The following is a 12,965-nucleotide window of genomic DNA, read 5'->3' on the forward strand; positions in this document are numbered from 1 at the left end:
TAGCGAGGGTTTGGCGAGCGGACGCACCTTACCACCTGTGTCCTTTGCGTTCAGGACTGAAATTATCAAACACAAAAACCAGAAAAATTGATTCTTTACTCTTTACTCTTTACTCTTGACACATTATGCTTAGTGCCTTGCTCTGGTTGCCCACGTTGGGCGCTGCGGTAGTCGGGTTCCTGCCCGGAAATATCAATGGGATGCGCCTGCGTTCAATAGCCTCGGCTTTTGCTTCTGCTATTTTCATTTTGAATATCTGGCTGTTGACTCAATTCGATACAACCAATTCCGGACTGCAATTTCAAGAATATTTGCCTTGGATTCCACAATTAGGTTTGAGCTACAACTTAGGCATTGACGGCTTGTCGTTGCCGCTGCTGGTTTTAAGTGCTTTGCTAACGCTATTAGTCATTTATGGCACTGGCGAAAAGATGGAGCGCCCCCAGCTTTACTACGCTTTGATTTTGCTAATCAATGCGGGTGTTGCCGGAGCTTTGATGTCTCAAAATTTGCTGCTGTTTGTACTGTTTTATGAAGTAGAATTAATTCCTTTTTACCTGTTGATTGCGATTTGGGGCGGAAAGCAGCGGGAATACGCTGCCATGAAGTTTTTGATCTACACGGCAGTTTCGGGACTTTTAGTGCTGGCAGCATTTTTGGGTGTGGCTTGGCTGAGTGGTTCTTTAAATTTCGATTACAGTGCGATTACCACTCAAGAATTGCCGAGAAATGTGCAGTTAATCTTGCTAACAATTTTGCTAATTGGGTTGGGAATTAAAATTCCTTTAGTGCCGCTGCACACTTGGCTACCAGATGCTTACGTCGAAGCTTCGCCAGCAACAGCAATTTTGCTGGGAGGGATTCTGGCGAAGTTGGGAACTTACGGTTTAGTGCGGTTTGGCTTGCAGATGTTTCCCGAAACTTGGTCGATTATAGCTCCCGGTTTAGCGATTATCGGGACTGTGAGCGTGATGTACGGGGCTTTGAGCGCGATCGCCCAAAAAGACATCAAACGCATGGTAGCCTATAGTTCGATCGGGCATATGGGCTACATCCTCGTTGCTTGCGCCGCCGGCACGAAACTCGCCTTAATCGGTGCTGTCGGGCAAATGGTAAGCCACGGCTTGATTTTAGCTTTGCTATTTTATTTGGTAGGCATCATCGAAACCAAAGTTGGCACGCGGGATTTGGACGTGCTCAACGGTTTGATGAACCCGATGCGGGGTTTACCCACTGCCAGTTCCCTGTTAGTTTTGGGCGGCATGGCAAGCGCCGGAATTCCTGGTTTGGTGGGTTTTATTGCCGAGTTTTTAGTGTTTCAAGGCAGTTTCTCGATCTTTCCAATTCCAACTTTACTCTGCATTTTAGCTTCTGGTTTAACAGCAGTTTACTTTGTGATTCTGCTCAACCGCACCTGTTTTGGAAAGTTGGACAATGCCACGGCTTACTACCCTGCAGTTACGTTTGCTGAAAATATGCCGGCGCTGGTTTTGGCGGGCATCATTTTCGTGTTGGGAATTCAACCTGCTTGGCTGCTCAAGTGGAGCGAATCGACTACAAATGCGATCGTTGCTACTCTGCCGGCTGACAGAAATACCCAAGTTGCTATTAGCTATCGCCTAGAACACTCGGATCTTGAAATCGCGTCTACACAAACGAAGTCCGCCTCCGCAGACTAAGAATCTACTCGTTTCCAGGCTCTACCTGGGAACGCAAGTCCGGAGGCTCTGCCTCCAATTTTCCGGCTCGCCGGCCTGGATATCGGTTCCCCGGCTCTAGCCTGGACGTTAAAGAATCGCAGCTTTTTGCAATACTTCAAAATATTTAGATTCACTCAATCAAAGGAAGAAACAATGGTACAAACCCCTAATAAACCAGCAACTAAACTACCCCCTTCAAAACACGAATTTGCCGAAGTAATTCACAGGCTGGAAGCTGGTGGGGCGATGATTCCAGATACGCCGGAAAATCTGATGCAAATCATCGCTATCTGGAAAGCTTACGCGGTGCCGATGGACTTTTACTGGCGGGATTTGCTCTACATCGCCGAACGAGTATTTTTACACCCGCTTCCTTTCTTTAAATACTTTTTACCCCAAGAGTATTTAGACTTGCAAAATCACTATGCAGGCGACGGTGCAGATTTGCGAATCTGGCGCGGTACTGGAAGCGTTCACCCGGAACTTTTGGAGTTCATGGAAAAGGGAGAAACTGGTAAACTTCCTCGATTTATGCACCATTTGTGGCACGATCGCATTAACATGGAATTTGCCGAAGAGGTCATGAGGTCGATGCTTTGGCACCGGGGGATGTACGTTCCCGTCAATCAATTTGACCCTTATCTCGACACCGACGAATACAAAGCTAATGCCGATCGCGCCATTAAAGCTTACTTCAAAAAAGATCCGTTCATGCTGGCGCTGCACAAAGCATTCCCGGATTTGTTTTTAGAACAGTGCCGCCAAATGTCTTATTACAGCAATCTCGGCTTGTTTTGGGAAGTAATGGCCCCGGTGTTTTTTGAAGTTTCCGACTTGTACGACGAAGGCAAAGTTACCACAGTCCCGCAGGCGATGGATTTCATCACAAATGGCATATTTGCGATCGCCGGTCGCCCGATTTACCACCACGTTGTCATCGACGGGGAAACCTACGAAATAATCCCGAAATCTAAAGGTTTCACTTGGCTGTACGAAGCAGCGCTACCTTATGTAGAAGCTATATTTTACCGCACTTCGCCGTTCCGGGGAACCAAATCGTACAACGCGCAAGCCAAGGAAGTTCCCGACGATCAAAAAGACTTCCACTACGGAGTTTTGTATGCAGATAAATTCCCAGTAGGTACTGCCGGAATTCCGCCGACTTTGCTAGCACAAGATATGCTGCACTTCCTGCCGCCTTATTTGATGGATTTCTACAAACAGCGGTGTCGCGGCGAGGATGATATTCTAAATCAAATTGGCGTAACGTTCCAGCGATCGATGTACTGCGTTACTTCGGGGGTGATTCAAGCTTTGCGGGTTGCCCTACTGTATCCTTTGGACGATCCAAATCCGAAGCATTTGAAGGCGAATCGGGCGTTTTTCGAGTCTCAGATCGATCGCTTCTGCCGCCCGGAATACGGCATGAAATACGCAGCGAAGTTGAAGAACATTCAGACTTCAGATTATAGGTAGTCATCGGGCATTGGGAATGGGGCATAGTAATCGGAAATTTGTTATTGCAAAAACTCCTAATGATTACCGATTACTATGCCCCATCCGATTTTAGATTAAAATTACTAATTGATCTAAAATCTAAAATGTAAAATTGTCCAATGTCCAATGCCCTATGCCCTATGCCCTATGCCCCATTCCCCAATAACTATGGACAGCAAAGAGCTAGCCAAATATATCGAAGCAACCGATGGGATTTCCAAACCTTGGCTGTTGGTGCAACTGCGACTAAAAAAATTGCAAGAAAGGCGATCGGAGATTTCTGCTGAAGAGTATATGACAGAACTTACAGACCTTCACAAAGATTTAATGAATCTGGGGGAATGGTGGCTGGGAATCGAGGATGAAGTGTTTTAAAATTTAATTGAAAGTTCAAGTAGGATTAAGTCGATCGCACTTTAAAATTTATCCATCAAATTTTTTTCTTGGGCATAGACATCTCGTAGCTGTTGCAGCGCGGTTCCAGAAATGACCGATTTAACAGTAGCTACCAATTGGCCCCACTCCAGCAAGCTATCAACTGAAACAGCTTTTTTGAACTTATATGTGTAGAATTTCGTCCAAAATGCTGGTGCTTGCTTGCTTTTCCAGCGTTTGTACCATCTGCCAAAATCTTGAAGTGCGATCGGCTGTACTTCTAAAATAGGGGGAAAATCGGCGTAGCTGACAAAGCGGCTGATGCCTTTGGCGTGCACGTAAACCATGTAGCGGCAGCATTCGATGCGGTAAATCTCATCTGCTGCGATATTGAACAGCATGGCCACTGTTTCTTCGGTAACGAATCTCGCCAGCGGATGCAGGATTGGCGATTTGTGGAGAATTTTTGAGCAGGTGAGGGTGCTTGATTTTAGCTGGGATGATGCTATCATTGCTGGTAGACAGCTAGTAACTGTCTATTTAATTTTTGAAGGCGATCGCCCTTAGTTGTCCAGACGTGAGGCGATCGCTTTTTCAGATATCTAATATTAAACGACAGCAGATTGTCATTTGTCAAGTAAGTATGAGCAAAGGCTTGGTGAGGTTGCGGATTCGGGAGTTTGCAGACCAGAACGGCTGGACACTTAAGGAAGTTTCAGATCGATCGGGTGTTGGTTACAGCACCATTAGAAACTACGCCCAATGTCAAGGCATGACAACCGTTAATTTTGCCTACTTGCACAGGCTGGCTCGCATTTTCGATATTATGATTGAGGATTTGGTGGAGATTTTAGAGGAGTAGGTCGATCGACCTTTCCACGTTTCTACTATAAACTTTTTTGTTTCGTCTTGTCAAGACGCGCTTAAGCATTTTGCATCGCAGATAAAAGCTCAGCTTAAAGGTGCTAAGATTTAGTCAAAGTTGTTAATCTCCGGTTAGTTTTGTGACTAGAGCCAGTACCGCCATTGGAGTCAGCCCCATAATTAAGGAACTTGTGCAGAAAAAGGCGCTAGCAACCCGGCTAACGCTGAAGGAAATCATCTATGTCGGGATGCTGGCGATCGACGAGTTGGACGAAAAGCGCTTGCAAGAATTGGCTGATCAGGCGCATCAGATGCAGGTGAATGGTGAAATTTGAGGCGATGAGGTCGATCGCCATTTTGGTGAAGTGAGGTTCGGGGCGATCGCACTTCTCAAAACTTCAATAACTGGCGAGTTAGCTTTTTGATTGCTTGTATGCTCTTAGCCAATTTAAGCCCCGCTTAGCACCTAGTTTTTTCTGCATATCTTCCAGAGAACTGTAAACACGCTTATCGCGGATCAGCTTTGCGTATCCATCTTTAACTCCAGGGATTGAGGTAAGGTCAGATTGGGGATTGTTAATGAAATCCAAGAAATCTGTAACGTCTTGAGGCTCAACAACTCTTTCGTTCAGCTTTGACTGCAAAACAGCTTGTTCAATAGCCTTTTCTGCTTCTGGTTGTTTGGTCGCAATCACAAACACCCACAGCCTGATTAGATTAGCTTCCTTAGTTGCTTCATAAATCGGTAAACCTGTGAGTAAATGGTATTGATCTTCTTCATCGGTGAGACAAACAATAGGCAGAGACAGGTTAAAGTTCCAATCTCTAACAGATTGGGAAATTTTTTTGAGGAGTGAGGTTGAAGTGCCTGACTTTTCTTGAGAAACTTCTATCTGATTTAAGAATAAAAGAGCAGGTTGGCTCTCAAGTTTTTTGTAAAAGTTGACCATGTTACTTACTGCTATTCCTTTCTAAGTGATCTATTTGTTTGACGATTTGTTCGGTCAAAGTTGAAAATTGTGTTGCTACACTACTCGCTGCTTTATTCTGCTCAGCAAATAAAGAAAGAGGTTGGCGAGCATGAGAAGCTTGACCAACAGCGGTAGCTCGCTTTATCTCTGGAAGAAGAGGAATATCTCGGAATATCTTAGAAACTAAAGCTTTTATAGTAGTGTGTAGCTTGACATTTTCAACCATCATAGGAACTATTCCTAAGATATTGCCTCTCGTACCATTGGTATTGTCTTGAATTTCTTTTGCCTCTTTTATGGGTTTCCTAATTGCATATACTGAGAGATACTCCATTTGCGAAGGTATAATGACATACTGAGCAGCAATGAGACCATTCTGAGTAACAGCAGTAAAACTAGGGGGCGTATCAATAACTACATAGTCATAATCGTTTGACAAACCTGATTTCCAAAGGGCATTGTCAAGTTTTTTATGCGAAAAAGCACCTAATCTTAAAATGTTACTGTCTGTCGTTTTGTAACTGCTTGGAATAACATCTATTCTTCCCTTTGTAGCATTAGCAATACTGATAATTTTATTTAAAGATGAAGGCTGAATACATTCCTTATAGCTCAAATTGGCTGAGTAGTATTCTAAAAATTCAATGAGTTCTTTTCGCTCTTTAAAGGACTCCAAAATTGTGACAAACTCTTTCAAATTTGTAGCATTATCTAACTCATCAGCTTTATTAACTCCTAAAGATAAACTAGCATTAGCTTGATCATCCAAGTCAACAACTAAAACTCTATTACCCATTTTGGCTAATTCATAAGCTATGTTAACGACTAAGGTGGTTTTGCCAACTCCACCCTTAGCTGTGTAAATTGCAATTGTACGCATTTTAACTGTATCCAAAAAATTTCTAACGAAATTTGCTACTGGTTGAACTTGTTCTGGGTTTTCTATATTGTGCTTGCACTTTAGAGTCGCTGACCCTTGTGTATATTCGTAAATCTCTACTGAAAATGGGTCAATTAGTATCCCAAATCTTGTATGAGAGTATTTCAGATACGTTCCTAACTGAGTGCGAGCTGCTTCATCAAGTCTAGTTTTAGCTGTCTTAATTTCAACCAGAAAGTTAATATACCGGCTCACGTCTTCTACTAAGAAATCAACTTCTTTTTGAGTCCAAACTATCAGAGCGTTGGCAGTTAGCCTAGGTACTTTCACCTTAAACTCAGGAATCCAGTGAGAATAACTACTCTTGCGAGGCAAACCCGTCATCTCTAGCATGGTCTGAACCAGATGCAGAGACACATAAGCCTCATTATTCCAGTCAGAAGACAGTTGAACCATGTTGAAGACTCAGGCTTTTCTCTATTATTACGCAAAAAGAGGTTTAAAGGATCGATCGCACTTTTATTTCTGCTTGACAGACTCAGCCAACCGCTTCGCATTCTCCCGCCGACGAACATTAATCGGACTGTTGCGAATATCAACTTCTAGGGTTACTTATTGTAACTAAGAATCTGTAGTATGTTCCAATCCCTTTTAAATTTTGACTCGATCGCCCCTGAACTAAAGCTGGGTAGTAACCATTAAATGCCTTTGAATCCCACTTCCAGATCCATCTCTTTTGCCGGACTTACAGGAGGTTGAGGCGCGGATTGGGTTTGCTTGCGAAAAACGCCAATTTGATTGAGAACGATCCCGATTAAAATGATGCTGCCGCCGATGTATTGAGCTGTGGTTGGCGTTTCCGATAAAATCAAATAGGCGGTTAAAATCCCGGCGATCGGACTAAACGAACTGGCGAGGGATACATCTGCAGCGCCCGTCGTTTTTAGTCCGGTAAACCAGCACAGTTGTCCGCCAACAACAATAATCGCACCATAGACGAGCATCCACTGCCAGAGGAAGGGCGCAAAAACATCGATAAAGTGGGTGGGAGTATATAAGATTAAAACGGCAATAAAGAAAACAACTGTTCCCAGTGTTGTTCTGATAATAGAGAACAATCCTAACGGAATTTGCTTGAGCGTGACTTTACTAATAATCGTCGAAATAGCTAACGCGATCGCCCCGGATGCTGCCATGAATTCGCCTCGGCCGATCGTCAATCCGCCCATGCCCATCATATCGGTAGTCGGTGCTTGCAATAAAATAGTCAGTGCAACACCGACAAACGAAACCATCGCCCCCGCAATCACCCAAAGATTGACGCGATCGCCCAAAATTAGAATGGACAGCGCTAAAATCAGAGGCGGCTCGATGCGTCCAATCAGTACCACATTATTGACAGCGGTTAAATCCAACGCCATAAAAGTTAAGGCTGGAGCCAATGCCCCAGAGAGCAAAGAAATTCCGATCAATCCCCACCATGTTTTACTGGGAATCGATCGGAAATTTTGCACCGTACATTGCTGGCGATAAACCAGGAATAAAACTGCTAAGGCGCAGAGATTCCCTACAAATAAAACATTACAAAGTGAAATCACATTTCTGCCGTCGATTGCGTTCTGGGCTCCTAAATCGGTCAGTTTGCGAATGACAGAGTTAGAGGCAGCAAAAATAATGATTGCTAGTAATAAATAGGTTCGTCCAGGGATGCGGTTGAATAATTGAGACACGATAATAGGAACATGAATATATGATGCCTTCTCTTCTTTATACCACTGTTTCCTATGCGGTAATTCCTTACAGAAATATACAAAAAAATCCCCCGCCAGAAGGCAGGGGATTTCATTTAATTACCTAGAAACCAGAGTTCAGAGTTACCCGAATTTCCCGGCCGTCGAGGCAATTACAAAGGCCGCGTAAGTGAGGACGTTGCCCACAGTAAAGTGAACTAAGCCAACCAAACGACCTTGGACGATCGACAAAGCAACAGGCTTGTCTTTCCAGCGAACCAAGTTAGCCAAAGGAGTGCGCTCGTGAGCCCAAACCAAAGTCTCGATCAACTCTTGCCAGTAACCTCTCCAAGAGATCAGGAACATGAAACCAGTTGCCCAAACAAGGTGTCCGAATAAGAACATCCAAGCCCAGACTGACAAGTTGTTAGTACCATACGGGTTGTAACCGTTGATCAACTGAGAAGAATACAGCCAGAGGTAATCGCGGAACCAGCCCATCAGGTAGGTAGAAGACTCATTGAACTGAGCCACGTTACCTTGCCAGATGCCCAGGTGCTTCCAGTGCCAGTAGAACGTTACCCAAGCTAGGGTGTTCAACATCCAGAATACAGACAGGTACATCGCGTCCCAAGCAGAGATGTCGCAAGTACCGCCACGGCCGGGGCCGTCGCAAGGGAAAGCATAACCGAAGTCTTTTTTGTCCGGCATCAGCTTAGAACCGCGTGCATCCAGAGCGCCCTTGACCAAGATCAAGGTGGTGGTGTGCAAGCCTAGTGCGATCGCATGGTGAACCAAGAAATCGCCAGGTCCGATCGCCAAGAACAGAGAATTAGTACCGCTGTTAATCGCATCCAACCAGCCTGGGAGCCATACGTTGCCGTAGTTGGGCCAAGCGGTAGAAGCAATGCTGTCAGGGTTAGACAACAGCACGTCCATGCCGTAGAGAGCTTTTCCGTGAGCAGCTTGGATGAACTGTGCGAACACTGGTTCAATCAAGATTTGCTTTTCAGGAGTTCCGAAAGCAACTACAACGTCATTGTGAACGTACAAGCCGAGAGTGTGGAAGCCCAAGAACAGCGACACCCAGCTCAAGTGAGAGATAATCGCTTCTTTGTGCTGCAACACGCGATCGAGCACGTTGCCTTTGTTTGCTTCAGGATCGTAGTCCCGCACCAAGAAGATAGCTCCGTGGGCGAAAGCGCCGACCATGATGAATCCAGCGATGTACTGGTGGTGGGTGTAAAGCGCAGCCTGAGTCGTGAAGTCCTTACCTATGAAAGCGTAGGGAGGCATCGCGTACATATGCTGTGCTACCAGGGAGGTAATTACGCCCAAAGCAGCTAGGTGAAATGCCAGTTGGAAGTGCAGCGAGTTGTTGTAGGTTTCATACAAGCCTTGGTGAGGCAAGTTGAACTGTCCTTCACTCTTACCGCCGACCAAACCAGCCTTAGAATCCAACATCTCTTTGATGCTGTGACCGATACCGAAGTTAGTCCGGTACATATGACCGGCAACGATAAACAGAACTGCGATCGCCAAATGGTGGTGAGCGATGTCTGTCAGCCACAGGGATTCTGTTTGAGGGTGGAAGCCACCCAAGAAAGTCAGAATTGCGGTTCCAGCGCCTTCGGAAGTACCGAAGACATGGCTCGCTGCATCTGGATTCTCGGCGTATACGCCCCAGTTACCAGTGAAGAACGGAGCCAAACCGGCCGGGTGAGGCGGGGTAGACAAGAAGTTGTCCCAACCTACGTGCTGTCCGCGAGATTCGGGGATAGCAACGTGAACCATGTGACCAGTCCAAGCCAAAGAGCTGACACCGAACAAACCAGCCAAGTGGTGGTTGAGGCGAGATTCAGCGTTTTTGAACCAAGACAAGCTGGGGCGGTACTTGGGCTGGAGGTGCAACCAACCTGCGAACAGGAAGACAGCCGCCAGTAGTAGCAAGAAGATAGCTCCTTGATACAGGTCGGCGTTTGTCCGAATCCCTTGGGTGAACCACCAATGGTAGACACCAGAGTAAGAGATATCCACCGGGTTAGAAGCGCCCCCTTGAGTGAAAGCTTCTACAGCAGGAGCGCCGAATTGCGGGTCCCAAATCGCGTGAGCGATCGGGCGGACGTTTAGAGGGTCTTTAATCCACTGTTCAAAGTTACCTTGCCATGCTACGTGGAACAGGCTGCCCGATGTCCACAAGAAAATGATTGCTAGGTGGCCGAAGTGAGAAGCAAAAATCTTTTGGTAAAGATTTTCTTCGGTCATGCCATCGTGGCTTTCAAAGTCGTGTGCTGTGGCAATCCCGTACCAGATCCGCCGTGTGGTCGGGTCTTGGGCAAGGTCTTGGCTAAATTTTGGAAATTTCGTTGCCATAAGCCTTGATTAATCCTGAATCCTGAACAAAATTGAAGGGATTCGGTTCGGAGTTTGGATTCTCGATTTGAGATTCCTCCCAAATCGAGAATCCAAAACCTAGGGGTAGTTTACCCTACCGAAATGATTCGCGCTAGGAAAAATGCCCACGTAGTGACAATTCCTCCTAGGAGGTAGTGAGCTACACCCACAGCCCGACCCTGAATAATGCTCAGAGCGCGAGGCTGAATCGACGGAGCTACCTTGAGCTTGTTGTGAGCCCAAACAATCGACTCAATCAGTTCTTGCCAGTAGCCACGGCCACTGAACAGGAACATCAAGCTGAAGGCGAAGACGAAGTGTCCAGCTAGGAACATCAAACCGTAGGCCGACAGTGCCGAACCGTAGGACTGAATGACCTGAGAAGCTTGCGCCCAAAGGAAGTCCCGCAGCCAGCCGTTAATCGTGATCGCACTTTGTGCGAAGTTGCCACCGGTAATGTGAGAAATTGTGCCGTCTGGCGATACTGTTCCCCACACGTCCGACTGCATTTTCCAGCTAAAGTGGAAAATCACGATCGAGATGCAGTTGTACATCCAGAACAAGCCTAGGAACACGTGATCCCAACCAGAAACTTGGCAGGTGCCGCCACGGCCGGGGCCGTCGCAAGGGAACCGGAAGCCCAAGTTGCCTTTGTCAGGAACCAAGCGAGAACTGCGTGCAAACAACACGCCTTTCAAAAGAATCAGGACTGTAACGTGAATGGTGAAAGCGTGGATGTGGTGGATCATGAAATCCGCCGTACCCAACTCGATCGGCATCATCGCTACTTTGCCGGCTACTACTACTGCACCGCCGCCAAAAGCGTGGCTAACGATTTCCGTAGCATTAGGCGCTGTTGTGCCCGGAGCCAAAGCGTGGATGTTTTGCACCCACTGGGCAAATATCGGACGCAACTGAATCCCGGTATCCGAGAACAAATCTTGAGGACGACCGAAAGCGCGCATCGTGTCGTTGTGAACGTACAAACCGAAGCTGTGGAAGCCCAAGAATATACAAACCCAGTTCAGGTGGGAAATGATCGCATCTCTATGACGGATCACGCGATCCAACAAGTTGTTGACATTTCCAGCGGGATCGTAATCCCGAACCATGAAGATTGCTCCGTGAGCGGCTGCTCCAACAATCAGGAATCCGCCAATCCACATGTGGTGGGTGAACAGGGATAGCTGAGTCGGGTAGTCGGTCGCGATGTACGGATAGGGAGGCATCGCGTACATATGTTGGGCTACGATGATGCTCAAAGAGCCCATCAGTGCCAAGTTAATCGACAGTTGCGCGTGCCAAGAATTAGTCAGGATTTCGTAGAGACCTTTGTGACCTTCACCAGTGAAGGGGCCTTTGTGGTTCTCTAGGATTTCTTTCATGCTGTGGCCGATGCCCCAGTTCGTCCGGTACATATGACCAGCGACGATGAATAGCACTGCCAAAGCTAAGTGGTGGTGTGCTGTATCAGTCAGCCACAAACCGCCTGTGGTGGGGTTCAGACCGCCTTTGAAGGTCAGGAAGTCTGTATATGCGCCCCAGTTGAGGGTGAAGAAGGGGGTTAAACCTTTAGCGAAACTCGGGTAGATGTCAGCCATCAAGCCCGGTGTCAAAATCCACTCGTGCGGCAGGGGGATGTCGGCAACTGTTTTGATCAGCTTACCGCCGACTGTCAGCGGTGCACCTGCATCGATCGCGTCCATGCAAGCATTGATCGGCAGAGCAACGTGAATTTGTTGTCCTGCGAAGCCCAAGCACCCGCAGCCTAACAAAACTGCCAAGTGGTGGTTCATCATCGATTCCACGTTCTGGAACCATTCCAGTTTCGGAGCGCGGACGTGATAGTGGAACCAACCGGCAAACAGCATCAAAGCTGCCATTACCAGGGCGCCGATCGCAGTGCAATATAGCTGGTATGAGTTAGTGATGCCGTTGGCGCGCCACAATTGGAATAGACCAGAGGTGATCTGAATCCCGTGAAAGCCGCCGCCTACATCTGCATTTAAAATTTCTTGACCAAAAATCGGCCAGACCACTTGAGCGCTGGGCTTGATGGCTGTAGGATTTGTCAGCCAAGCTTCGTAATTGGAAAATTTAGCGCCGTGGAAATATGCGCCGCTCAACCATACGAAGATTACTGCCAAGTGGCCGAAGTGAGCGCTAAAGATTTTGCGCGAAACGTCTTCTAAGTCACTTGTATGACTGTCAAAGTCGTGAGCGTTAGCGTGGAGGTTCCAAATCCAAGTGGTGGTTTTTGGCCCCTTAGCTAGAGTGCGATCAAAATGACCGGGTTTTGACCACTTCTCGAAAGAAGTTGGAACCGGATTTTTATCGACTACTACCCTAGCTTTTACCTCTCGCTCTGGAGGACTAATGGTCATGAAGACTCTCCTCTCGGTAAGACAAGGAACGAGAACTGAACACTGTACCGGACACTCCCCACGCTTGATTAGGCGGGGGATTCTCGAAAAAGCCGACACTTCACTGCACTTTACTCTTTGCAGAGCTAGACGCAGGTGCATCGTCTCCCCAAGCATTTTGCTTCTGTGAA

Annotated in this window: 12 protein-coding genes; 6 read left to right on the forward strand and 6 right to left on the reverse strand. The window is 46.8% G+C overall.

The window, feature by feature from the left end; genetic code table 11:
• Nucleotides 1-125: 125 nt before the first annotated feature.
• From QUA36_RS14310 to QUA36_RS14320, 3 genes are all read left to right on the forward strand, one after another.
• Nucleotides 126-1,679 (forward strand): NADH-quinone oxidoreductase subunit M, encoded by a 1,554-nt coding sequence (locus QUA36_RS14310; protein ID WP_333158818.1) that lies wholly within the window; start codon nucleotides 126-128, stop codon nucleotides 1,677-1,679.
• Nucleotides 1,680-1,853: 174 nt separating this feature from the next.
• The gene (locus QUA36_RS14315) at nucleotides 1,854-3,176 is read left to right on the forward strand and encodes a CO2 hydration protein (RefSeq protein ID WP_333158821.1); all 1,323 of its coding nucleotides are present in this window, start codon (nucleotides 1,854-1,856) and stop codon (nucleotides 3,174-3,176) included.
• Between the two features lie 189 nt (nucleotides 3,177-3,365).
• Nucleotides 3,366-3,572: a hypothetical protein gene (locus QUA36_RS14320; protein WP_333458155.1), complete on the forward strand. Its 207-nt coding sequence runs from the start codon at nucleotides 3,366-3,368 to the stop codon at nucleotides 3,570-3,572.
• Nucleotides 3,573-3,613: 41 nt separating this feature from the next.
• Here QUA36_RS14320 and QUA36_RS14325 read toward each other — a convergent pair whose 3' ends face one another.
• Nucleotides 3,614-4,018 (reverse strand): hypothetical protein, encoded by a 405-nt coding sequence (locus QUA36_RS14325; protein WP_333458186.1) that lies wholly within the window; start codon nucleotides 4,016-4,018, stop codon nucleotides 3,614-3,616.
• Here QUA36_RS14325 and QUA36_RS14330 point away from each other — a divergent pair.
• From QUA36_RS14330 to QUA36_RS14340, 3 genes are all read left to right on the forward strand, one after another.
• Nucleotides 3,972-4,139 (forward strand): hypothetical protein, encoded by a 168-nt coding sequence (locus QUA36_RS14330; protein ID WP_333458187.1) that lies wholly within the window; start codon nucleotides 3,972-3,974, stop codon nucleotides 4,137-4,139. The genes QUA36_RS14325 and QUA36_RS14330 overlap by 47 nt on opposite strands.
• Before the next feature lie 76 nt (nucleotides 4,140-4,215).
• On the forward strand, nucleotides 4,216-4,434 hold the full coding sequence (locus QUA36_RS14335) for a helix-turn-helix transcriptional regulator (RefSeq protein WP_333158825.1): 219 nt from the start codon (nucleotides 4,216-4,218) through the stop codon (nucleotides 4,432-4,434).
• A 142-nt stretch (nucleotides 4,435-4,576) separates the two neighbouring features.
• Nucleotides 4,577-4,771, forward strand: a complete 195-nt coding sequence (locus QUA36_RS14340; protein WP_333458157.1) for a hypothetical protein — start codon at nucleotides 4,577-4,579, stop codon at nucleotides 4,769-4,771.
• A gap of 78 nt (nucleotides 4,772-4,849) precedes the next feature.
• Here the strand turns inward: QUA36_RS14340 and QUA36_RS14345 are convergent, their stop codons facing one another.
• From QUA36_RS14345 to psaA, 5 genes are all read right to left on the reverse strand, one after another.
• Complete coding sequence (locus QUA36_RS14345) at nucleotides 4,850-5,386, reverse strand: hypothetical protein (protein ID WP_333457213.1); 537 nt, start codon at nucleotides 5,384-5,386, stop codon at nucleotides 4,850-4,852.
• A 1-nt stretch (nucleotide 5,387) separates the two neighbouring features.
• Entirely contained in the window at nucleotides 5,388-6,743 is a 1,356-nt protein-coding gene (locus tag QUA36_RS14350; protein WP_333457215.1) for an AAA family ATPase, read from the reverse strand.
• Nucleotides 6,744-6,985: 242 nt separating this feature from the next.
• Complete coding sequence (locus tag QUA36_RS14355; protein ID WP_333458160.1) at nucleotides 6,986-8,017, reverse strand: DMT family transporter; 1,032 nt, start codon at nucleotides 8,015-8,017, stop codon at nucleotides 6,986-6,988.
• Nucleotides 8,018-8,161: 144 nt separating this feature from the next.
• Nucleotides 8,162-10,390, reverse strand: a complete 2,229-nt coding sequence (gene psaB, locus QUA36_RS14360) for a photosystem I core protein PsaB (RefSeq protein WP_333037061.1) — start codon at nucleotides 10,388-10,390, stop codon at nucleotides 8,162-8,164.
• A 110-nt stretch (nucleotides 10,391-10,500) separates the two neighbouring features.
• Nucleotides 10,501-12,795, reverse strand: coding sequence for a photosystem I core protein PsaA (gene psaA / locus QUA36_RS14365; RefSeq protein ID WP_333057330.1), 2,295 nt, complete (start codon nucleotides 12,793-12,795; stop codon nucleotides 10,501-10,503).
• Nucleotides 12,796-12,965 lie beyond the last annotated feature (170 nt).

It is taken from the genome of Microcoleus sp. Pol10D4, assembly GCF_036701555.1.
Taxonomy (GTDB): Bacteria; Cyanobacteriota; Cyanobacteriia; order Cyanobacteriales; family Microcoleaceae; genus Microcoleus.